At 71.8% G+C, this 22,337-nt stretch carries 19 protein-coding genes and 1 pseudogene; 7 read left to right on the top strand and 13 right to left on the bottom strand.

Features of this window, described 5'->3' with window-relative positions; all coding sequences use genetic code 11:
• Window positions 1-33: 33 nt before the first annotated feature.
• Complete coding sequence (locus N7925_RS24265) at window positions 34-654, bottom strand: DUF4291 domain-containing protein (protein ID WP_274345146.1); 621 nt, start codon at window positions 652-654, stop codon at window positions 34-36.
• A 247-nt stretch (window positions 655-901) separates the two neighbouring features.
• On the opposite strand from N7925_RS24265, the gene N7925_RS24260 reads away from it, so the two are divergent.
• A complete protein-coding gene (locus N7925_RS24260) occupies window positions 902-1,846 on the top strand; it encodes a DUF4258 domain-containing protein (RefSeq protein WP_274345145.1) in 945 nt (314 codons plus the stop codon).
• A 35-nt stretch (window positions 1,847-1,881) separates the two neighbouring features.
• On the top strand, window positions 1,882-2,109 hold the full coding sequence (locus tag N7925_RS24255) for a DUF2283 domain-containing protein (protein ID WP_265601556.1): 228 nt from the start codon (window positions 1,882-1,884) through the stop codon (window positions 2,107-2,109).
• Between the two features lie 126 nt (window positions 2,110-2,235).
• Here N7925_RS24255 and N7925_RS24250 read toward each other — a convergent pair whose 3' ends face one another.
• The 7 genes from N7925_RS24250 to iolC all read right to left on the bottom strand — a co-directional run bounded on the left by N7925_RS24250 (window position 2,236) and on the right by iolC (window position 10,896).
• Window positions 2,236-3,531 (bottom strand): sensor histidine kinase, encoded by a 1,296-nt coding sequence (locus N7925_RS24250; protein ID WP_274345144.1) that lies wholly within the window; start codon window positions 3,529-3,531, stop codon window positions 2,236-2,238.
• Window positions 3,528-4,187 carry a response regulator gene (locus N7925_RS24245; RefSeq protein ID WP_274345143.1) on the bottom strand — a complete coding sequence of 220 codons (660 nt, stop codon included), beginning with the start codon at window positions 4,185-4,187 and terminating at the stop codon, window positions 3,528-3,530. Before N7925_RS24245 ends, N7925_RS24250 begins: the two co-directional genes overlap by 4 nt.
• 112 nt (window positions 4,188-4,299) lie before the next feature.
• Window positions 4,300-5,802: a CoA-acylating methylmalonate-semialdehyde dehydrogenase gene (locus N7925_RS24240; protein ID WP_265601553.1), complete on the bottom strand. Its 1,503-nt coding sequence runs from the start codon at window positions 5,800-5,802 to the stop codon at window positions 4,300-4,302.
• Window positions 5,803-5,877: 75 nt separating this feature from the next.
• Window positions 5,878-7,893 (bottom strand): 3D-(3,5/4)-trihydroxycyclohexane-1,2-dione acylhydrolase (decyclizing), encoded by a 2,016-nt coding sequence (gene iolD / locus N7925_RS24235; protein WP_274345142.1) that lies wholly within the window; start codon window positions 7,891-7,893, stop codon window positions 5,878-5,880.
• Window positions 7,890-8,801, bottom strand: a complete 912-nt coding sequence (gene iolB, locus N7925_RS24230) for a 5-deoxy-glucuronate isomerase (protein ID WP_274345141.1) — start codon at window positions 8,799-8,801, stop codon at window positions 7,890-7,892. Before iolB ends, iolD begins: the two co-directional genes overlap by 4 nt.
• The gene (locus N7925_RS24225; protein WP_274345140.1) at window positions 8,798-9,709 is read right to left on the bottom strand and encodes a Cgl0159 family (beta/alpha)8-fold protein; all 912 of its coding nucleotides are present in this window, start codon (window positions 9,707-9,709) and stop codon (window positions 8,798-8,800) included. The genes iolB and N7925_RS24225 overlap by 4 nt, the downstream gene beginning before the upstream one ends.
• Window positions 9,706-10,896 (bottom strand): 5-dehydro-2-deoxygluconokinase, encoded by a 1,191-nt coding sequence (iolC, locus tag N7925_RS24220; protein ID WP_274345139.1) that lies wholly within the window; start codon window positions 10,894-10,896, stop codon window positions 9,706-9,708. The genes N7925_RS24225 and iolC overlap by 4 nt, the downstream gene beginning before the upstream one ends.
• A gap of 133 nt (window positions 10,897-11,029) precedes the next feature.
• Between iolC and N7925_RS24215 the strand changes: the two genes are divergently transcribed.
• Window positions 11,030-11,956, top strand: coding sequence for a sugar phosphate isomerase/epimerase family protein (locus N7925_RS24215; RefSeq protein ID WP_274345138.1), 927 nt, complete (start codon window positions 11,030-11,032; stop codon window positions 11,954-11,956).
• 70 nt (window positions 11,957-12,026) lie between these two features.
• Here N7925_RS24215 and N7925_RS24210 read toward each other — a convergent pair whose 3' ends face one another.
• A complete protein-coding gene (locus N7925_RS24210; protein WP_274345137.1) occupies window positions 12,027-12,551 on the bottom strand; it encodes a DinB family protein in 525 nt (174 codons plus the stop codon).
• A 257-nt stretch (window positions 12,552-12,808) separates the two neighbouring features.
• Here N7925_RS24210 and N7925_RS24205 point away from each other — a divergent pair, with 257 nt between their 5' ends.
• Window positions 12,809-13,000 (top strand): helix-turn-helix transcriptional regulator, encoded by a 192-nt coding sequence (locus N7925_RS24205; RefSeq protein WP_215111240.1) that lies wholly within the window; start codon window positions 12,809-12,811, stop codon window positions 12,998-13,000.
• A 67-nt stretch (window positions 13,001-13,067) separates the two neighbouring features.
• Here N7925_RS24205 and N7925_RS24200 read toward each other — a convergent pair whose 3' ends face one another.
• Window positions 13,068-13,820, bottom strand: coding sequence for a class I SAM-dependent methyltransferase (locus N7925_RS24200; protein WP_274345136.1), 753 nt, complete (start codon window positions 13,818-13,820; stop codon window positions 13,068-13,070).
• A gap of 56 nt (window positions 13,821-13,876) precedes the next feature.
• A complete protein-coding gene (locus N7925_RS24195) occupies window positions 13,877-16,210 on the bottom strand; it encodes an MMPL family transporter (RefSeq protein WP_274345135.1) in 2,334 nt (777 codons plus the stop codon).
• Window positions 16,211-16,368: 158 nt separating this feature from the next.
• Here N7925_RS24195 and N7925_RS24190 point away from each other — a divergent pair, with 158 nt between their 5' ends.
• From N7925_RS24190 to N7925_RS24180, 3 genes and pseudogenes are all read left to right on the top strand, one after another.
• Window positions 16,369-17,091, top strand: a complete 723-nt coding sequence (locus N7925_RS24190; RefSeq protein WP_274345134.1) for a TetR/AcrR family transcriptional regulator — start codon at window positions 16,369-16,371, stop codon at window positions 17,089-17,091.
• 171 nt (window positions 17,092-17,262) lie between these two features.
• Entirely contained in the window at window positions 17,263-17,580 is a 318-nt protein-coding gene (locus N7925_RS24185) for a heavy-metal-associated domain-containing protein (RefSeq protein ID WP_265601543.1), read from the top strand.
• 142 nt (window positions 17,581-17,722) lie between these two features.
• A pseudogene (locus N7925_RS24180) lies at window positions 17,723-17,991 on the top strand (heavy metal translocating P-type ATPase); the annotation flags it as partial.
• A 592-nt stretch (window positions 17,992-18,583) separates the two neighbouring features.
• Here the strand turns inward: N7925_RS24180 and N7925_RS24175 are convergent.
• Entirely contained in the window at window positions 18,584-19,882 is a 1,299-nt protein-coding gene (locus N7925_RS24175; RefSeq protein ID WP_265601542.1) for a citrate synthase, read from the bottom strand.
• Window positions 19,883-20,096: 214 nt separating this feature from the next.
• The gene (recD2, locus tag N7925_RS24170) at window positions 20,097-22,322 is read right to left on the bottom strand and encodes an SF1B family DNA helicase RecD2 (RefSeq protein ID WP_274345133.1); all 2,226 of its coding nucleotides are present in this window, start codon (window positions 22,320-22,322) and stop codon (window positions 20,097-20,099) included.
• Window positions 22,323-22,337: the final 15 nt, after the last annotated feature.

Genomic DNA, 22,337 nt, shown 5'->3' with positions numbered 1-22,337 from the left:
CGGAGACCGGGAGCCTTCCGGCACTGCCGAAAGTCACATCTCCGGCACCGGGGAAGCGCCCCGGACCGGCCGGGGCGCGGCGAGGTCGAGCGGTGTCTCCACGGGCAGCAGGGCCGCGGCCCGCTCGCGCTCCCCCGCCCGGACCGCCGCGTGCACCTCGCGCGCGAGCGGGGTGACGTCGCGGACGGACACGGTCCACTCGTCCGCGTACCGCCGGGCGGCCTCACCGCTCAGCCCGAGCTGGAGGGAGCGGTACGGGAGCGGGTTCAGGTCGAGGTCGCGCTCGGGGTCCCACTGGACCCGGGCGGGGGCGGTGCGCAGGCTCCGCTTCCAGGACGCGGCGTCGGGGTGCACATGGCGTACGTAGTGGGAGAGTTCGGCGTGCGCGAGGGCCCATTCCAGGCCGCCCCGGTCGATCTCGACGGCGAGGACGACCTCCTGCCCCTCCTTCGTGCCCCAGCCGCAGCGGTACATCATCCACAGGAAGCTGGGCTTGATCCAGGTCATCCGGTCCCGCTTCCAGGCCTCGGGGAACCGCCCCTCGCGTGCGGCGGGCAGCCCGATGGCGGGGCGGTACGCCTGGTAGACGGTGACGGTGGTGGCTGTCTGGCGGGCGCGGATCTCGTAACGGGGCGGGAGGAGCGGGGCGTTCATACGTCACAGGATGCGGGAGGCGCCCACGCCCGGGCACCCCGTTTTCCCTCGGCCCGGCCCCGGGGACCGGGCCCCCGGGAAGCCGGTCCCCGGGAAGCCGGTCCCCGGGAAGCCGGCCTGTCGCCCCGCCGATCGGCGGGGGCCCGGGCCTCCGGCCGGCGGATACCCCCGGCTCCGTTCCGCTGCGAGGCTGCTCGGCGTTGACGTTCCCCAGGGGCCTGCCCTCTGGCCTGCAGCAAGGACCCACATGTCTCGCACCACCGATCGTTCCCTCCTCCGTCACCGCGGCGCGGCCCGGATACTCGTGGCCGCCTGCACCGCCGGCGCCGTACTGCTCACCGCGTCGGGCGCCCGGGCCGACAGCGTGTCCACCGCGCGGGTCGTGCAGGCCGCCGAAGCGGTGGAGCGTGTCACGGGGACCGCCGACCTCGTCCCCGGGACCGCCCTCGCGGGTGGCGCCACCCGCTCCGAGGTGCCCACCGACGCGCACCCCGCGCGGATCACCGCACCCGCCACCGCCGACGGGGCGGTGGAGTCCGCCTACGGCGAGGACACCGTCCGGTTCGGCCTGCCCGGCGGCGCTCACTCCGCCGCCGTGCGCAGCACCGGCGGGACGATCGTGTACGCCGACGCCGAGGAGGGATTCGACCTCGCGGTGCAGCCGAACCGGGACGGGGTGCGGGCCCTGGTCACGCTGCGGGACGCACAGGCGCCGACCGAGTACAGGTTCCCGCTCGACCTGCCCGCCGACGCGGTGACCGAGCATCTGGAGGACGGCAGCATCCTGGTCAGCCAGGGGGACACCTATCTCGGCGCCTTCGACGTGCCCTGGGCGAAGGACGCGAACGGCGAGGACGTGCCCACCGAGTACCGCGTCGAGGGCGGCGCGCTCGTCCAGACCGTGCGTCCCGGGCCGAACACCGCGTACCCCGTGGTCGCCGACCCCGCGTGGTTCATCCCGCTCGCCATCGTCGCCGGGCGGCTCCTGCTCTCCACCGGCGTCAAGAGCATCTCCAAGCACGCCGCCCAGCGGATGGCCCAGCGGGGCATCAGCCAGGAAATGGTCGCGCGTACCGTGAAGAACGGCAAGAAGACCAAGGGCAAGTCGGCCGGTACCTGGAAGTACGTCAGCGGAAAGATCTGGGTCGTGGTCAACAAGGCCGGCAACGTCGTGTCCGTCGGCCGCAACTGACCCCCACTCCCGTGGAGCGGAACGGAAGGGAACCCATGTACATCGAGTACGACCGCGAGAACGACCTCGCGTACGTCTCCCTGGTCGAGCACATCGCGGACGGAGCCGCCGTCCGGCAGGTCACCGTCGAGACCCCCGGCGGGGGCGCGGACCTGAACCTCGACTTCGACGAGGCGGGGCGGCTGCTCGGCATCGAGGTCGTCGGAGCCCACGCCGGGTTGCCGGAGGAGCTTCTCCGTCCGGCCCCGCGCACCGACCGGTAAGAACGGCAGGGCGGAAACCGGTCGGACGGGGAAAACCGGCCGGACCGGGAAACCGGCCGGACCGGGAAACCGGCCGGACCGGGAAACCGGCCGGACCGGGAAAGACCGTCAGGTCGTAAGAGAACGTCAGGTCGGAAGAGACGGTCGGGCCGGGAACTCGGCTCGGACGAGGAAGCCGCCGCCGGGCAGCCGCGCCGCGGTGAACGAGCCGCCCAGCAGGTGTGCCCGTTCCCGCAGGCCTACGAGACCGTTGCCGCCGGCGGGCAGCCCCGGCGGGGCGGCTGTCCCGCCGGGGGCGGTGTTGCGCACCTCCACGCGCAGTCGCCCGGCGACGAGCCCCACCCGCACCTCGCCCCTGGCGCCGGGGGCGTGTTTGCGTACGTTGGTGAGCGCTTCCTGCACCGTCCGGTACGCGGCACGTTCCACGGCTTCGGGAAGCGGGCCCGCCAGGTCCCCCAGGCACAGCTCGACGGGCAGGGCGCTCTCCTCCACCAGCGTGCCCAGGTCGGCGATGCGGGGCTGCGGGGCGGGGTCCCGGGTGTTCCCGCCGTCCGCGCGCAACACCCCGACCAGGTGCTGGAGCTCGGTGAGCGTTTCCACCGACAGGTCGCGGATCACCCCCGCCGCTTTCCGTACCGCGGGAGCATCGGGCTCCGCGACCTGGATCACCCCCGCCTGCAGGCTGATGAGGCTGACCTTGTGGGCGACGACGTCATGCATCTCCCGGGCCAGCCTGGCCCGTTCGGTGGCCAGGGTGTGGCGCGCCAGCAGCCGGTGCTCACGCTCCCTGCTCTCCGTGATCTCGCGCAGCCTCTCCCGCCGCTGCCGGGCCGACCGGCCCAGCACGAAGGCGCCGACGCCGAGCGCGCAGGAGTCGAGCGTGCCCAGCACGGTGTCGTGGTCGAGTCGGAGCAGAGTGATGTCCCCGATCGGGACGGGGAGGAACTGTGCCAGCGCGACCAGCACCGCACCGACGGCCCCGGGAATCGGGCTGCGGCGGTGGGTCGCCAGGAAGTACAGGGCGATCAGCGGGGCGAACGCCAGATGGCCGAGGTAGAACCCGGGGAGGCCCGCCGCGAGCGCCAGTTCGGGCTGCCGCCGCCGCAGGACGAGCGCCCCGGCGGCGGCGAGAGCGCCCCACAGCACCGGGCCCGCCTGGGCGGCGTTGACGACCAGCCCGTCCAGGGCGGCCACGCCCACCGGAAGGCCGGCCGACCTGAGCCGCCGCAGGTTCCGCGCTCCGGATCCGGAGGCCCGGGGCGGTCGCTGCGGCGTCGGCCGCTGCTGTTGCCGCTGCTGCTGCGGCGGCGGCGGCGCTTGGTGCTGTGGTTGCTGCTCCAGCCGTTGCTGCTGCGGACGCTGCTCCGGCAGTTGCCGCTGTGGGGCGCTCTGCCGTACCCCTGCCGGTACGTCGGCGCTCATCGCTCCCGTACCGGCGGGTCGGCCAACCCGGCACGGTCGGCGACGACGGCGGCCTGGACCCGGTTGACGCCGCCCAGCTTCGCGAGCACCGAGCTGACGTGGTCCTTCACCGTGCCGTGGGCCAGGTACAGCCGCCCGGCGATGTCGCGGTTGGAGAGGCCCCGGCGCACCAGGGCGAGCACATGACGTTCCCGCTCGGTCAGGCCCGCCACCCGGCGCGCCGCGTCACGCGTGGTGGCGGAGGCCCGGTAGCCGTCGACGACCGGGGCCATCGCCCCGGGGGCGAGGACGCGGCTGCCGCCCGCCAGCACCCTCACGGCGTGCTTCAGTTGCTCGGGGGACGAGTTCTTCATCAGGAAGCCGGCCGCTCCGGCTGTCAGGGCGGCTTCCACGTACTCCCCCGCGTCGAACGTCGTCAGCATCGCGATCGCGGGGGCCGGCGACAGGGCGGCGATCTGCCCCAGCACGGTCAGTCCGTCCACGTCGGGCATGCGGATGTCCAGGAGCAGCACGTCCGGCCGGTGGCGCGCGACCGTCGCCGCCGCCTCCGCCCCGCCGCAGTCCGCCACCACCCCGATGTCCCCCGCCGAGCCGAGGATCGCCCGCAAACCCGAACGAACCAACAGCTCGTCATCCACGACGACGACCCGAATCACCTGTGTTTCCCCCTTGCCCCGCACTCCACGAGCCCACAAAGGGTATGACAAACACAAAACCGCCCGCCCGTAGCACCATCGCTACGAGCGGGCGGAACCCGGGCCGGGGTGGTCAGTGGTTGCGCGGGAAGCCGAGGTCGACGCCGGCGGGGGCGTCGGCCGGGTCGGGCCAGCGGGTGGTGACGACCTTGCCGCGCGTGTAGAAGTGCACGCCGTCGTTGCCGTAGATGTGGTGGTCGCCGAAGAGCGAGTCCTTCCAGCCGCCGAAGGAGTGGTAGCCGACGGGGACCGGGATCGGGACGTTCACGCCGACCATGCCGGCCTCGACCTCCAGCTGGAAGCGGCGGGCCGCCCCGCCGTCGCGGGTGAAGATCGCGGTGCCGTTGCCGAACGGCGAGGCGTTCATGAGGGCGACGCCGTCCTCATAGGTGTCCACGCGGAGCACGCACAGCACCGGGCCGAAGATCTCGTCCCTGTACGCGTCGGAGTCGGTGGAGACCCTGTCCAGGAGGGAGAGGCCGATCCAGTGGCCGTCCTCGAAGCCCTCGACCGTGTGACCGGTGCCGTCCAGGACGACCTCCGCGCCCTGGGCGGCGGCGCCCGTGACGTAGGAGGCGACCTTGTCGCGGTGGGCGGCGGTGATCAGGGGGCCCATCTCGGAGGCGGGGTCGTTGCCGGGGCCGATCGTGATCTTCTCGGCGCGCTCACGGATCTTCGCGACCAGTTCGTCGCCGATCGCACCGACCGCGACGACGGCGGAGATCGCCATGCAGCGCTCGCCGGCGGAGCCGTACGCCGCCGAGACCGCCGCGTCGGCGGCCGCGTCCAGGTCGGCGTCCGGGAGGACGAGCATGTGGTTCTTCGCGCCGCCCAGCGCCTGGACGCGCTTGCCGTTGGCGGAGGCGGTGGCGTGGATGTGGCGGGCGATGGGGGTGGAGCCGACGAAGGAGACGGCGGCCACGTCGGGGTGGTTCAGCAGGCCGTCGACGGCGATCTTGTCGCCGTGCAGGACGTTGAGGACGCCGTCCGGGAGGCCGGCCTCCGAGGCCAGCTCGGCCAGCAGGTTGGCGGCCGAGGGGTCCTTCTCGCTGGGCTTCAGCACGAACGTGTTGCCGCAGGCGATGGCCAGCGGGAACATCCACATCGGCACCATGGCCGGGAAGTTGAACGGCGTGATGCCCGCGACGACGCCCAGCGACTGGCGGATCGAGGAGACGTCGACCCGGTTGGACACCTGGGTGGACAGCTCGCCCTTGAGCTGGGTGGTGATCCCGCACGCCAGCTCGACGATCTCCAGACCGCGGGCGACCTCGCCCAGCGCGTCCGAGTGCACCTTGCCGTGCTCGGCGGTGATCAGCGCGGCGATGTCGTCGCGATGGGCGTCGAGCAGCGCGCGGTAGCGGAAGAGGACGGTGGTGCGCTGGGCGAGCGAGGAGGTGCCCCACGTCGCGTACGCGGCCTTCGCCGCCGCCACGGCCGCGTCGACCTCCTCCACGGAGGCGAGCGCGACCTGTGTGGTGACGGCGCCGGTGGCGGGGTCCGTGACGGGACCGTACTGGCCCGACGTGCCCTCCACTGTCTTGCCGCCGATCCAGTGGTTGACGGTCTTCGTCATGACGTACTCCTTCAGGCTTCTGGCCGCTCAGGCAGGTGCGAGTGGGTGCGAGCGGGTTCAGGCAGGCGGCAGGCTTCACAGATGGCGGCGTCGGGCGGCGGCCTGCCGGTCGTACTCCTCCCGGGCCTTGACCGCCGCCGGCCGGCTCGCGGTCTCGGCTACCGGAACATCCCACCACGCCTGTGCCGGAGGGGGGCCCGACACTGTGTCGGGCGTTTCGGTCTCGACGTAGACACAAGTGGGGCCCTCCACGTCACGGGCCTCGGAGAGTGCCGCGCGCAGGTCATCGACGGTGGTGGCGCGCAGGACGCGCATGCCGAGGGAGGCCGCGTTGGCGGCCAGGTCGACGGGGAGCGGCGGGCCGGTGAAGCCGCCGTCGGCGTCCCGGCGGCGGTAGGCCGTGCCGAAGCGCTCGGCGCCGACCGACTCCGAGAGGCCGCCGATGGAGGCGTATCCGTGGTTCTGGAGGATCAACAGCTTCAGCGGCAGGTTCTCCTGGACGGCGGTGACGATCTCGGTGGGGTTCATCAGGTACGTGCCGTCGCCGACGAGCGCCCAGACCGGGCGGCGCCGCGTACGGACTCCGTCGGCGAGCAGGACGCCGATGGCCGCCGGGATCTCGTAGCCCATGCAGGAGTAGCCGTACTCGACGTGGTACTGGTCGCGGGAGCGGGTGCGCCAGAGCTTGTGCAGATCGCCGGGGAGGGAGCCCGCGGCGTTGATCAGGATGTCGTCCTCGGTGACCAGGGCGTCCAGCAGGCCGAGGACCTGGGCCTGGGTGGGGCGCGCGGTGCGGTCGGGGGTGGCGAAGGATGCCTCGACCCGTGCCTCCCACGCTTCCTTCGCGCCGGTGTACTCCGTCTCGTACGCCGGGTCGACCCGGTAGCCGCGTCCGGCGAGCGCCGCAGTGAGCGCCTCAAGGCCCGCGCGGGCGTCGGCGACCAGCGGGAGGGCGGCCAGCTTGTGGGCGTCGAAGCCGGTGATGTTGAGGTGGAGGAAGCGGACGGCCGGGTCGGCGAAGAGCGTGCCGGAGGCGGTGGTGAAGTCGGAGAAGCGGGTGCCGATGCCGATCACCAGGTCGGCGGTGCGGGCCAGTTCGTCGGCGGTGGCGGTGCCGGTGTGGCCGATGCCGCCGACGTCGGCCGGGTGGTCGTGACGGAGCGCGCCCTTGCCCGCCTGGGTGGAGGCGACCGGGATGCGGGTCGCGGCGGTGAACGCGGCGAGCGTCTCCTCGGCGGCGCTGTGCCGGACCCCGCCGCCGACGACGATCAGGGGGCGGCGGGCGGAGCGTACCGCCCGTACGGCGGTTTCCAGTTCGTGCGCGTCGGGGGCGGGCCTGCGGACGTGCCAGTCGCGCTCGGCGAAGAACTCCCGCGGCCAGTCGTACGCCTCCGCCTGCACGTCCTGCGGCAGCGCGAGCGTGACGGCCCCGGTCTCGGCGGGGTCGGCGAGGACGCGCATCGCCTGCAACGCGGCCGGGATCAGCGCCTCGGGCCGGGTGATCCGGTCGAAGTAGCGCGAGACGGGGCGCAGACAGTCGTTGACCGAGACATCGCCCGCGTAGGCCACTTCCAGCTGCTGGAGTACGGGGTCGGCGGGGCGGGTCGCGAAGGTGTCGCCGGGCAGGAGGAGGACGGGCAGGCGGTTGATCGTCGCGAGGGCGGCCCCGGTGACGAGGTTGGTGGCCCCCGGGCCGATGGACGTGGTCACCGCGTGCGCGGAGAGCCGCCCCGACTGACGGGCGTACCCGACGGCCGCGTGCACCATGGCCTGTTCGTTGCGGCCCTGGAGGTAGGGCATGCGGTGCGCGGCCCCGTTCCCGCCGCTGCCGTTCCCGCCGCTGCCATTCCCGTCGCCGCCGCCGCCCGCCTCGACGAGTGCCTGGCCGATTCCCGCGACGTTCCCGTGCCCGAAGATGCCCCAGGTGGCGCTGATGAGCCGCTGCCGGCGGCCGTCGCGCTCGGTGTACTGCCGGGCCAGGAAGGCGACCAGGGCCTGAGCGGTGGTCAGCCGACGGGTCGGACCGTGGGGGTCCGCGGGACGGGTCGGGGTCGCGGGACGGGTCGGGGTCGCGGGACTCGTCGGGCTCAAGGCGTTACCTCCGGGCCGGGCGACGGATGCGCCGTGTACAGCGGGAGTCTGGCGTCGATCGGCTCGCCCCGCCAGGTGTCGCGGATCCACCGGTGGTCGGGGTGGTCGCGGATCAGCCAGGCGCGCTCCTCCCCCGGCCCGGCCATCACGTTCAGGTAGTACAGCGTCCGGCCGGGCGGGGCGATGGACGGGCCGTGCCAGCCGTCGGGGATGAGGACGGCGTCACCGCCGCGCACTTCGGCGAGGACGTCCGTACCGCCGGCGCGCGACGGGGAGACCCGGTGGTAGCCGGTCCCGCCGTCCGCGACCTCGAAGTAGTAGATCTCCTCCAGCTCGCACTCCTCGCCCGGCACGTGCTCGTCGTGTTTGTGGGGCGGGTACGAGGACCAGTTGCCGCCGGGGGTGAGCACCTCGACGGCGATCAGCCGGTCGCAGTCGAAGGTGTCGGCGGCGGCGAAGTTGTTCACCTGGCGCGAGCAGGTCCCGGAGCCGCGCAGCTCGACGGGTACCTCCGGCGCGGGGCCGTAGCGAGCGGGGAGTCGTCGCTCGCACTTCGCTCCTGCCAGGGCGAAGCGGCCACCTGCGCCGGAGGCGATCTGTGCGTGGGAGTCGCGCGGTACGTAGGCGAAGTCGGAGACCCCGCTGAACACGCTCTCCCGGCCCAGCAGTTCAAAGGTCTCGCCTGCCGTACGCACCGTACATGCACCGGCCAACGGCAGGACGATCCATTCACTACCGCCGGTGTCGAGCGTGTGAACACCGCCCGGTTCCAGCTCCAGCACCCGCAGGGCCGAACGGTCCCAGCCGGCCCGCTCGGGGTCGATGTCGACGGCGTACGCCCCGCGCGCGACGCTGCCGGCCGGCAGGTGGTACCGGTGGTCCCGCTCAGGGGGGTGATGCTTCGTCATGGCCTGTCCCTACCCGTGCCGAGCAGCGATACGGCGGTGTCGACGGCACACGTCACGTCCCCGTCGGCCGGGTAGAGCAACGAGCGGCCCACGACCAGCCCCCGCACGGTGGGCAGCCGCAGCGCGTCGCGCCATTTTCCGTACGCGGCGTCCTGGTCCTCGCCGACCTCGCCGCCCAGCAGGACGGCGGGCAGGGTGGAGGCCTCCATCGCCCGGGCCATGGCGTCGGGGTCGTCGGTGACGGGGACCTTCAGCCAGGTGTACGCGGACGTCCCGCCGAGGCCCGACGCGATGGCGACGGAGGTCGCCACGGCCGCGGCGCCGAGATCGTTGCGGAGGCGGCCGTCGACGCGGCGGCAGAGGAACGGCTCGACGAAGACGGGCAGCCGGTGCGCCGCCATCGCGTCGATGGTCCGGGCGGCGGTGTGCAGGGTGTCCAACGAACCGGGGTCGTCGTGATCGATGCGCAGCAGCAGCTTCCCCGCGTCGAACCCGTGGCGGACCAGGTCGTCGGGGCGGTGGCCGGTGAACCGGTCGTCGAGCTCGAACGCGGCGCCGGCCAGCCCGCCGCGGTTCATCGAGCCCATCACGACCTTGTCCTCCAGGGCTCCCAGCAGGAGGAGGTCGTCCAGGACGTCGGCCGAGGCCAGCACACCGTCGACCCCGGGGCGGGAGAGGGCGAGACAGAGCCGCTCCAGCAGCTCGAAGCGGTTGGCCATGGCGAGGGGCCGGTCCCCCACCGCGAGCGCGCCGCGCGCGGGATGGTCCGCCGCGATGATCATCAGCCGGTCGCCGGGGTGCCGGATCAGGCGCCGCCGTTTCCGTCGCGCGGCGGCCTCGGCGACGGCCTCGGGACGCTCGGCGCGCAGCCGCACGACCTCGGCGAGGGAGGGCCCGAGAGGCGTCATGAGCCCGCTCCGGTCGGGGCGTCGGAGGCCGGGTCGTCGGGGGCCGGGGCATCTCCGGCCGGGTCGTCGGGGGCCGGGGCATCGGAGGCCGCCGGGGCACCCTGGGTACTCGGAGCGCCCTGGTTACTCGGAGCACCGCCCTGGGCACCCGGGGCGCTGGGGGCCGCCGGAGCACCCGGTGTACCCGGAGCGCCGGGGGCCGCCGGAGCGCCCGGGTCGGCCGTCACGGCTCCGGCCGCGAGGGCCCCCTCGACCTCGTCCGGAGACGGCATAGCCGACGAGCAGGCGAGCCGGGAGGCGACGATGGCGCCGGCCGCGTTCGCGTACCGCACGACGCGGTCGAGGGGCCACCCGGCGAGCAACCCGTGGCAGAGCGCGCCCCCGAACGCGTCCCCCGCGCCGAGTCCGTTGACCACGTCCACCGGCAGGGGCGGGCAGTCGGCGGTGGTGCCGTCGCGGTGGACGGCGAGCACGCCCTTCGGACCCTGTTTGACGACGGCGAGCTCCACCCCGGCCGCGAGCAGGGCCCGGGCCGCGGCGTACGGTTCGCGTTCGCCGGTCGCGATGCGGCACTCGTCGACGTTGCCGACGGCGACCGTGGCGTGGGCCAGCGCCTCGCGGTACCGCGCGGGAGCCTCGGCGCTGTCGTCGCCGCCGTCCCAGAACATGGGCCGCCAGTCGAGGTCGAAGACGGTCGCCGTACGCGGCGCACCGCGGGCGCGGAGTGCGGCCAGTGTGGCGGAGCGGCTGGGCTCGGCGCTGAGTCCGGTGCCCGTCATCCAGAAGATCCGGGCGTCGCGCACGGCGTCCAGGTCGAGGTCCGGCGCGTGGATCTCCAGATCGGGGGCCTTGGGCTGCCGGTAGAAGTAGAGCGGGAAGTCGTCCGGCGGGAAGAGCTCGCAGAAGGTGACCGGGGTCGGATACTCCGCCACGGCCGTCGCCCAGCGGGCGTCCACCCCGAACCGTTCCAGTTCCTGGTGGAGATAGGCGCCGAAGGCGTCCTGCCCGGTCCGGGTGATCACGGCCGTCCGCCGGCCCAGCCGGGCCGCCGCCACCGCGACGTTCGTCGGGGAGCCGCCGAGGAACTTGCCGAACGTCTCGACCCGGGCGAGCGGTACCCCGACCTCCAGCGGGTAGAGGTCCACCCCGATCCGCCCCATGGTGATCACGTCGTACGGCTCAGGCATGCCCATCCCTTCGACCCACCGGTGGCCGGCTGGTCCCAGGTCTAGTCCCCTCCCGGGAACCCTGTCAATATTTTGTCCGGACATTCGGACGAACCCTTGACACTCTTCGGCGCGGGCCCTGAGGCTGGGCGTTATGACCCCCTCCGTCCGCCCCTCGGCCCGCATCCGCATCGGCTCGGCCCCCGACTCCTGGGGTGTGTGGTTCCCCGACGACCCGCGTCAGGTGCCGTGGCAGCGCTTCCTCGACGAGGTGGCCGAGGCCGGGTACGCGTGGATCGAACTCGGCCCGTACGGCTATCTGCCCACCGACCCGGCGCGGCTGGCCGACGAGACCCGCGAGCGGGGGCTCACGGTCTCCGCCGGGACCGTCTTCACCGGATTGCACCACGGCCCGGACGTCTGGGACCGGACGTGGGCACATGTCGCGGACATCGCCGGACTGACCCGGGCCATGGGCGCCGAGCACCTGGTCGTCATCCCCTCCTTCTGGCGCGACGACAAGACGGGCGAGGTGCTGGAGGACCGGGAGCTCACGCCCGCGCAGTGGCGTGAGCTGACCGCGCAGACGGAGCGGCTGGGCCGCGAGGTCCGGGAGCGTTTCGGGCTGCGGATCGTCGTCCACCCGCACGCCGACACCCACATCGACACCGAGGAGAACGTCAACCGCTTCCTGGACGCCACCGATCCGGATCTCGTCTCGCTCTGCCTGGACACCGGGCACTACGCCTACTGCGGCGGCGACAGCGTCAAGCTCATCGAGACGTACGGGGAACGCATCGGCTACCTCCACCTCAAGCAGGTCGATCCGGAGATCCTGGCGACGGTGGTGGCGGACGAGGTGCCGTTCGGCCCGGCGGTGGCCAGGGGCGTGATGTGCGAGCCGCCCGGCGGGGTCCCCGCGCTGGAGCCGGTCCTGGAAGCGGCCCGGGCCCTGGACGTCGACCTGTTCGCGATCGTGGAGCAGGACATGTATCCGTGCCCGCCGGACAAGCCGTTCCCCATCGCCCGCCGCACCCGGGAGTTCCTCCGCTCCTGCGGAAGGCCCGGCGCCCCGGCCTGAGCCCGCGGGTGGGCCGAGCTCCGGCCCTCGGGCGGGCCCGCACCGCCCCGGCTGTGCCGGCCGCCCCGGGTCAGACTCCCGTGCTTCCGTCGACGCGTTCGCGGATCAGGTCGGCGTGGCCGCAGTGGCGCGCGTACTCGCCGATCATGTGGGTGTAGATCCACCGCAGGGTGACCTGCGCGCCCATGAACGGGCTGGTGTCGTCGAGCGCCCGGGCCGCGCAGTTCTGCCGGGACCGTGCCACCTCGGCCTCCCACTGGGCGAGCGCCCGCTCGTGGGTGGAGTCCTCGGCGAGCTCCCAGCCGCCGTCACGGCCCTCGGCTCCGTCCCCGCCGCCGGCCGGAGGGGCGAAGAGCGGCGGGGCGTCCTCCTGCGCGAGCACGCGGCGGAACCAGTTGCGCTCGACCTCCGCCAGGTGCTGGAGCAGTCCGAGCAGCGTGATCGGCGAGGGCGTCGCGGACGCCTCGCGCAGCCCCTTCTCGGGCAGGTCCCCGCACTTCTGCGCAAGGGTGGCGCGGTAGAAGTCGAGCCAGCTCTCCAGGGAGGTGCGTTCGTCGGCGACCAGCGGGGGCATCGGGCGTTCGGAAGTGCTCATGGCCTCCATCGTGGCAGCCAGGTCTGACAACGACCGCGCCCCGCACCACCGGACACCACCGGACCCCGTTCGTCCCTTCTGTTCCAGCAGTAACCGTTTCGGCACACATATCTCGGTTACGCGTGGTTTCTGTCACAGTCGGTCGACAGCCCCACGCCGCCTGCCGCCCGGGGTCGTTCAACCCAGCACGGGCTGAGTGATCGTCAGCCTGTGCTGCGGAGCGCAGCAGAGCAGAGAAGCGCTGAGAGGTGTCACTGATGACCGACGAGACGCTCTGGTCCTACAAGGACATTGCCGCGCACATCCAGGTCCAGCCGGACACCGTCCGCTCCTATCGCAAGCACGGGCTCCTGCCCCCGCCCGACCAGGTGAAGAACGGGAAGCCGTACTGGTACGGAGACACCGTCCGCGCGTGGGTCGCCTCCCGCCCCCGAAACCGGGGCCGCTGACACCCCCTGCCCGCGCAGCGACCCCGCTCGCCCGCCCCGGGCCCGCCCCCTACCCGACCCGGGCCCGTCAGCCCCGGGCGGGCGCCCGGAAGAGGGCCGTCCAGAGGAACGGCTCTCCGAAGAGCGGGGATGCGGGAGCCTCGTCGTTCATCCGGCGCAGCTCGATCTCGCTCAGGCCGGAGAAGACGTGGCGCAGCGCCTCGGGTGAGTAGGCGAGCCCGCCCTGGAGGCCGCCCGTGCGGTAGAGCTCGGCGTCCGGCAGCTCCGAGCCCATCCCGCCCTCCCCGGCGGCGAAACAGGTGAGCGCGAAGTGGCCGCCGGGCGCGAGGCAACGCTCCAGGAGGGCGAGATAGCTGATACGCCGATGGGGCGGCAGGTGGTGGAAGCAGCCGGAGTCGTGGATCAGGTCGTAGGGCCCGGCCAGGGCGGCCCCCGCCGCCGTCAGCGCGAACGCGTCACCGCGGTGGAACCGGACGCCGTGGGCCCCCGCGCCTTCCGCCCGCTCGCGGGCCCAGGCGATCGCTTCCGGGGAGAGGTCGACCGCGTCGACGTCGAAGCCGAGCGAGGCCAGGTGCAGCGCGTTGCGGCCGGGCCCGCAGCCGAGGTCGAGCGCACGGCCCGGGGCGATCAGCCCCTGGCGGACATACCCGTCCAGGCTCTCGTCGGGCTTGTCCACGAAGAACGGCACCGCCTTGGAACGGTCCGCGTAGAAGTCGTCCCACCAGGGCTCCCCGTTGGCTGTCCACCGGTCCGCCGCAGGGGCGAACAGCCCGTCCATCAGCGCCAGTACATCGTCCGTCGTGGTCACGTTCCGGTCCATCCGGGCCCCCTTTTCCGATGGGGTAATTTTAGCCAGTCGGAGCATGAAATCCCAGGTCAGCGACCCTTTGCCGATGCCGCTGGCAGGCCCCTGGCGTCTTCTGTGGCGGGCGGAGAGGCCGGCCCCCCTGCCTCCCCCCGTTCGGTGCCCCGCGGGCCCTCCGGGGCCCGCTCCGGGGGTGTTCCCGGCCTCTCCGAGGGCCCTTTCCGAAGGACTTCCCCGTCCCCTTCGCTGAGGCCGAACCTGCGGTGGAAGGCACGCAGGGGCGCGGGGGCCCACCAGGTGGAGCTGCCCATCAGCTTCATCACCGCGGGGACCAGCAGGCCCCGCACCACCATGGCGTCCATCAGGACGGCGAGGGCGATGCCGAGTCCCAGCATCTTGGTGTTGGTGACCCGTGAGGTGCCGATGGCCACCATGACGACCGCGAGGATCACTGCGGCCGCGGTGATCAGTCCGCCGGTGTGCCGGAGTCCGAAGGTGACGGAGTGCTCGTGGTCGCCGGTGCGGTCGTACTCCTCCTTGATCCGGGATATCAGGAAGACCCCGTAGTCCATGGAGAGTCCGAAGGCGACGCAGAACATCAGGACGGGCAGCGTCGTCTCGATGTCGCCCGTGCTGGTGAAGGCGAGCAGCCCGGAGAGATTCCCGTCCTGGAAGACCCAGACCACCGCTCCGAACATCGCGGTCAGGCTGAGGGCGTTGAGCACGACCGCCTGGAGCGGGATGAGCACACTGCCGGTGAGCAGGAAGACCAGGAACAGGGTGACCACCACGATGATCCCCACCGCCCAGGGCAGCCGGTCGGCTATGGCGTCCTTGGAGTCGACGAGGACCGCCGCTGTGCCCGTCACCGAGGTGTCGAGGGAGGAGGCGGAGGGCACGGCCCTCAGGTCCCGTACGAGCTGTTGGGTCTTCTCGCCGACGGCTTCTCCCTCGGGCAGCACGCTGTAGTAGGCCACGGAGTCCCCGGTGACCGGGCCGTCGACCCGCAGGACTCCGGGAAGCTGCTCGATCCGGTCCTTCAGCTCCGCGTACGCGGCGGGGGAGCCCTGCCCCTCGGCCAGCACCTCCAGGCCGCCGCCGGGGCTGCCGGGGAACCCTTCGCGGATGTGTTCCTGGACGACCCGGGACTCCGCCGAGGCCGGCAGCTGACGGTCGTCCGCCGTGCCGAACTTGACGCCCAGGAAGGGCAGTCCGAGCAGCAGGAGCCCGACGGTGGTGACGACGGCGAAGACGGGCGCCCTGCGCATCACCAGCACGGCCAGCCGCGCCCAGCCCCGGCCGGGCGACGCACCGGCGTCGGCGGTCTCCTTCTTCCGGCGGCGGAACAGGCGGCGCAGGTCCAGCGAGTTGACCCGGTGGCCGAGCAGCACGAGCGCGGCGGGCAGCAGGATCAGTGCGGCAGCAGCGGCCAGGAGGACCACGGCGATCCCGGCGTAGGCGAAGGACCGCAGGAAGTACTGCGGGAAGACGAGCATGGCCGACAGGGACACCGCCACGGTCAGCGCCGAGAACAGCACCGTACGCCCGGCGGTCCGCAGCGTCGTGCCCACCGCGGTCCGGGGGTCCGCCCCGCCGGCCAGCTCCTCGCGGAAGCGGCGGACGATGAACAGGGCGTAGTCGATGGCGAGTCCGAGCCCGAGCGCCGTAGTGAGGTTCATGGCGAAGACCGAGACGTCGGTGAACTCCGTCAGCCCTCGCAGCACGGCGTTGGTGCCGAGGATGGCGACGATGCCGACACCGAGCGGCAGCATCGCGGCGACGGCGCTGCCGAAGACCATCACCAGCAGGACGAGCGTCACCGGCAGGGCGATCAGCTCGGCCCGCAGCAGGTCCTCCTGGATGATCGTCTGCATCTCGTGCTGCACCGCGACGGGCCCGCCGAAGGAGACCTCCACCGGTCCCCGCTCCCCCGCGAAGGCGGGGGCTATCCGGTCGAGGGTCTCGCCGGCGGTCTTCTCGTCGCCCCCGATCCGGGCGGCGATGACCGCCTCGTGACCGTCCTCGGAGCGCAGGGCGGGGGACGCGGTCTCCCAGTAGGACCCGACGCCCGAGATCCCCGGCTCGGTCTTCAGCCGCTCGACCAGACGGGCGGCTTCGGCGGCCACCGCCGGGTCGTCGACGGTCGCGGAGCCGCTGTCCACCAGCAGGAGCAGGTTGGGCTGGGAAGCGGGGAACTCCCTCGCCAGCACCTCGGTCGCGTAGGTCGACTCGGCGTCGGGGGCCTGCCAGCCGCCGCTGCCCATCCGGTCCGCCACCCCGCTCCCCGCGAAGACGGCGAGTGCGGTGATCACCAGCGCGGCCAGCAGCGCGAGCCGCGGCCGGGCGGTGACGAGCCGGGTCCAGCCGCCGATCGACGGCGGCGCGGAACGGTTGACTTCGGACATGGTGCGGTGTCCCCTTCACCGAGACCCGGGCAGCACAAGGCAGCATGGGTCGGTCGTTGCCACTTACCCTGGCAAACACGAGTAGTCGCTCGCGTTTCACTAGAATGCGAGCGAGTACTCGCGTTTGTCAACCGCATCACGAGAGCCGGGGATTGACCGTGTCGGAGGCCAAAGCCACCAAGGGCGCCGCAGCGGACGGAGCGGACGGCGGATCCACCGCCGGCGCGGACGGCGGAGCGCCGGGATCCGCCCGCCCGCGTCGCCGCCAGGCCCGCGGCGAGGCCCGTATCGCCCAACTGCTCCAGGCCGCCGCCAGCGTCTTCTGCACCAGCGGCTACACCGCGTCGAGCACCAACGCCATCGCCCGCGAGGCAGGGGTGTCGCCGGGCACGCTCTACCAGTTCTTCCCGAACAAGGAGGCCATCGCCGTCGAGCTGGGCGACCAGCTGCTCAACCGCTGGCGGGACACCTACGGCGCCGCCTTCGCCCAGAGCCATATCGAGCTGCCGCTCGACCGCATGCTGGACGCCATCCTCGACCCGCTGATCGCCTTCAACTGCGAGAACCCGGCCTTCTCCGTCCTGATGCACGGCTCGGAGATCCCCGGCCGGATCACCGAGGAGCACGACACGCTGCACGCCACGATGCTGACGCGGGTCGAATCGGTGCTCGCCGGCTACCTCCCGTACGTACCGGCCGGCGAGGTCCACCGCATCGCCGACATGACCCTCATGCTCTTCAAGGCCGGGCTGGACCTGATCATGGCCCACGAGGGCGAGGAGCGCGCGGCCTACACCCAGGAGCTGAAGACGATCATGTTCCGCTATCTGGACCCCCTGGTCGGCGACGATGCGCGAGACCGGGCCCAGCACGCGCCGTAGACACCCCGCGCGCACCCTGCACGGCCACGGGCCCGACGCGCGCCGCCGCGCCGGATCGCCTTCATACCCCCTAGGGGTATAGTGTTAGGTACGACGGAACGCCGGGAGTCCTCCGCGACGCCCCCGCGCCCCGCCAAGCCGCCGTAACGTGTTCGCGAAGAGGAGAACGTCATGACCGCCGAGACCGAGACCCCCCAGTCCACCGGTTCCTGCTGCACGCCCACCGGTTCCTGCCACGACGGCGCGGCCGACGTCCAGATCGAGCAGACCGACGCGGTCACCACCGTGTACCAGGTCAAGGGCATGACCTGCGGCCACTGCGAGGGCTCCATCGCGGAGGAGATCTCCGGGATCGCGGGCGTGACCTCGGTCGCGGCCGTCGCCGCCACCGGCCTGGTCACCGTCACGTCCAAGGCCCCGCTGACCGAGGACGCCGTCCGCGCCGCCGTCGACGAGGCCGGGTACGAGCTCCTCGGCCCGGCCGCCTGAAGGCCGGCCGGAGCAGCCGCCACCCCGTCCGCCGTCGGGCCGCACCTCGCCAGTCGCTACTGGTGGGGTACGGCCCGATCCGCGTTCCCCAGAAGCTCGGCCTCCCGCACATCACGATGCTGGTCACCGACGAGGTCCGCCGGCGGCGGGCACGGGGACGGATGCGGCGATCGAGGCGAGCGACCTCAGCCGGTTCGTGGAGATCTCAAGGTGACGGCTGACGCGATCCGCCTCTCCAGGCGTACGCTGGCCACTACCAGGGGCGACTTCCCCCGGGCCTCCGGGTGCGACGTCACGGCCTTGCCCCTGGCCGCAATTGGCCTGCTCAACCCTGTGATCGCGGGAGCCGTCATGGCGTTTTCGTCCGTGTTCGTCGTCACGCACAGCCTACGGTTGCGCGCCTTCACGTAACTTCCACAAAGAGATTTAGATCACACCGGTTTCAGGGTAACCATCCGGTGGGTTCGCGAGTCTTAGAGTGCGAGCCAAGGATGTCTTGGGGGACATCCGATGGAGTGTCTTGGGGGACGCTCCTGTGGCAAGCGGTGGCCGGGGCACGTGCACCGGGGAGCTTTGAGCGGCCCTCCCGTGCGTACGGACCCCGGCGGACCGCGGCACAAAAGAACAACGGGAGCTTCGGCTCCCTGCAGACGCCCGGCCGGATCCCGTGGGGGGAATCCGCTCCGGGATATGGGAAACGCCCCGACCGTCGACCCGTGGGGGGATCGGCGGCGGGGCGTTTCTCGCCTTCCAGCCCGCTCGCGCCCCGCATGAGCCGCCCAAGCCCCGTATGCGCCCCGCATGAGCCGACCCGAGTCCCGTACACGGCCCGCACATGAGCCCGCTCGCCGCCTGTACACGCCACACGCCCGTAGGCGGCCCGTGCACACGCCCCGCACAACGCCGAATCGCCCCGGACACCGCGCTCTGTGCGAAGCGCGGTACGCGGGGCGAAGGCAGTCGGCCGAAGAGGCCGGGCACTACAGGGGTGATGCGGTCCGGGTCAGCGGCCCTCGACCGGGACGAAGTCGCGCAGGACCTCGCCGGTGTAGATCTGACGCGGGCGGCCGATGCGGGAACCCGGCTCCTTGATCATCTCGTGCCACTGGGCGATCCAGCCGGGAAGCCGGCCGAGCGCGAAGAGCACGGTGAACATCTCGGTCGGGAAGCCCATGGCCCGGTAGATCAGACCGGTGTAGAAGTCCACGTTGGGGTAGAGGTTGCGCGAGACGAAGTAGTCGTCGGAGAGCGCGTGCTCCTCCAGCTTGAGCGCGATGTCGAGCAGCTCGTCGGACTTGCCGAGCGCGGACAGCACGTCGTGCGCGGCAGCCTTGATGATCTTGGCGCGCGGGTCGAAGGACTTGTACACCCGGTGGCCGAAGCCCATCAGGCGGACGCCGTCCTCCTTGTTCTTCACCTTGCGGATGAAGGAGTCGACGTCGCCGCCGTTGGCCTGGATGCCTTCCAGCATCTCCAGCACCGACTGGTTGGCGCCACCGTGCAGGGGGCCCCACAGCGCCGAGATGCCGGCGGAGATCGAGGCGAACATGTTCGCCTGCGAGGAGCCGACCAGACGCACGGTGGAGGTCGAACAGTTCTGCTCGTGGTCCGCGTGCAGGATGAGCAGCTTGTCCAGCGCCGAGACGACGACCGGGTCCAGCTCGTACTCCTGGGCGGGGACCGAGAAGGTCATGCGCAGGAAGTTCTCGACGTACCCGAGATCGTTGCGCGGGTAGACGAAGGGGTGCCCGATCGACTTCTTGTAGGCGTACGCCGCGATCGTCGGAAGCTTCGCCAGGAGGCGGATCGTCGAGAGGTGACGCTGCTGCTCGTCGAACGGGTTGTGGCTGTCCTGGTAGAACGTGGACAGCGCGCTGACGACCGAGGACAGCATGGCCATCGGGTGGGCGTCGCGCGGGAAGCCGTCGAAGAACCGCTTGACGTCCTCGTGCAGCAGCGTGTGCTGGGTGATCTCGTTCTTGAAGGTCGCCAGCTCGTCGACCCTCGGCAGATCGCCGTTGATCAGCGTGTACGCGACCTCGAGGAACGACGAGCGCTCGGCGAGCTGCTCGATCGGGTATCCGCGGTAGCGCAGAATGCCCTGCTCACCGTCGAGGTACGTGACGGCGGATTTATAGGCGGCGGTGTTGCCGTATCCGCTGTCCAGCGTCACCAGGCCGGTATTGGCCCGGAGCTTCCCGATGTCGAAGCCCTTGTCGCCGACGGTGCTGTTGATCACCGGGTAGGTGTACTCGTCATCGCCGTACCGCAGTACTACAGCGTTGTTGGTGTGCTCGCTCACGTCATCCCTCACCGACGTAGTGCCTCTTCTTCGAGGTGCCCTGACTGTCTTCCACCCTCCCCCATTCGGCTCAGGAGAGTGCACTCGGGGTCGTCCATTGGACTCATGGGCGGCACTGAGTGCCGCCAACTTACTCATCCTGCCCCCTTGACTGCGGTTCCGGAAGACCTCCGTGATGTTTCCCACCGATTTGATCGATCATTTTCGCCACGGCTTACGCGAAGTCTTCTCCGGAGCCGCCCCGGAGCCGGAAATCCAGTGCCGTACAGCGTCTGCCTGCGGAAACCGTCCGGACCGCCTGGCCGATCGCCTTACGGGACCCGACCAGGACCACCAGCTTCTTGGCCCGCGTCACGGCCGTGTAGAGCAGGTTGCGCTGGAGCATCATCCAGGCACTGGTGGTGACGGGGATGACGACGGCCGGATACTCGCTGCCCTGGGAGCGGTGGATGGTCATGGCGTACGCGTGGGCCAGCTCGTCCAGCTCGTCGAAGTCGTACCCGATCTCCTCGTCCTCGTCGGTGTAGACGGTGAGCTTCTGTTCGTCCAGGTCAAGGCCGGTGACGACGCCGACCGTGCCGTTGAAGACGCCGTTCTCGCCCTTGTCGTAGTTGTTTCGGATCTGGGTGACCTTGTCGCCGACCCGGAAGACCCGGCCGCCGAAGCGCTTCTCGGGAAGGTCGGGGCGGGCCGGGGTGATGGCCTGCTGGAGCAGCCCGTTCAGATTCCCCGCACCCGCCGGGCCCCGGTGCATCGGGGCGAGAACCTGCACGTCACGGCGGGGATCGAGGCCGAATTTGGCCGGAATGCGGCGGGCCGCCACATCGACGGCGAGCTTGCCCGCGTCCTCCGTCTCGTCCTCCACGAAGAGGAAGAAGTCGCTCAGCCCCTCCGTGAGCGGCGGCTGCCCGGCGTTGATCCGGTGGGCGTTGGTCACGACGCCGGACTGCTGGGCCTGGCGGAAGATCCGGGTGAGCCGGACGGCGGGGACCGGGCCGCCCTCCGCGAGCAGATCGCCCAGCACCTCCCCCGCGCCGACCGAGGGCAGCTGGTCGACGTCACCCACGAGGAGGAGGTGGGCACCGGGTGCCACCGCCTTCACGAGCTTGTTGGCGAGCAGCAGGTCGAGCATCGACGCCTCGTCCACGACGACCAGATCCGCGTCCAGCGGGCGGTCCCGGTCGTAGGCCGCGTCCCCGCCCGGCTTCAGCTCCAGGAGCCGGTGCACGGTGGACGCCTCGGCCCCGGTCAGCTCGGCGAGCCGCTTGGCGGCGCGCCCGGTGGGGGCGGCGAGCACCACCTTGGCCTTCTTGGCCCGGGCCAGCTCGACGATGGACCGTACGGTGAACGACTTCCCGCAGCCGGGGCCGCCGGTCAGGACGGCCACCTTCCGGCTGAGCGCGAGCCGTACGGCCTGTTCCTGCTCGGGCGCGAGGATGGCCCCCGTACGGGTGGCGAGCCAGGCCAGGGCCTTGTCCCAGTCCACGTCCCTGAAGGCCGGCATGCGGTCCTCGCCGGTCTTCAGCAGGCGGCGGACCTGCCCGGCGAGGGACAGCTCGGCCCGGTGGAAGGGGACGAGGTAGACAGCGGTGACCGGTTCGCCGCCCTCGGGGGACGGCACCTTCTCCCGGACGACGCCCTCCGGATCGGCGGCCAGCTCGGCCAGGCACTCGATGACCAGCCCGGTGTCGACCTGGAGCAGCTTGACGCCGTCCGCGATGAGCCGCTCCTCGGGGAGGTAGCAGTGCCCCTGGTCGGAGGACTGGGACAGGGCGTACTGGAGGCCGGCCTTGACCCGCTCGGGGCTGTCGTGCGGAATACCGACGGCCTGGGCGATCCGGTCGGCGGTGAGGAAGCCGATGCCCCAGACGTCGGCGGCCAGCCGGTAGGGCTGGTTCTTCACGACGGAGATCGAGGCGTCCTCGTACTTCTTGTAGATGCGGACGGCGATGGAGGTGGAGACCTCGACGCTCTGGAGGAAGACCATGACCTCCTTGATCGCCTTCTGCTCCTCCCAGGCGGTCGCGATCATCTTCGTTCGTTTGGGGCCGAGGCCGGGGACCTCGACGAGGCGCTTCGGCTCCTGCTCGATGATGTCGAGGGTGTCGACGCCGAAGTGGGTGGTGATCCGGTCGGCCATCACCGGCCCGATCCCCTTGATCAGTCCGGAGCCGAGATAGCGGCGGATGCCCTGGATGGTGGCGGGCAGCACGGTGGTGTAGTTCTCCACGGTGAACTGCTTGCCGTACTGGGAGTGCGAGCCCCAACGGCCCTCCATCCGCAGCGATTCACCGACCTGCGCGCCGAGCAGCGCGCCGACGACGGTGAGGAGGTCGCCGGCTCCGCGTCCGGTGTCGACGCGGGCGACCGTGTACCCGTTCTCCTCGTTGGCGTAGGTGATCCGCTCCAGGACACCTTCGAGGACGGCCATGTTGGACATGGCCCGACGCTACCG

Source organism: Streptomyces sp. CA-278952, assembly GCF_028747205.1.
Classification (GTDB): domain Bacteria; phylum Actinomycetota; class Actinomycetes; order Streptomycetales; family Streptomycetaceae; genus Streptomyces.
The sequence above is the reverse complement of the archived record's forward strand: the minus strand, read 5'-3'. Positions and strand labels throughout refer to the sequence as shown.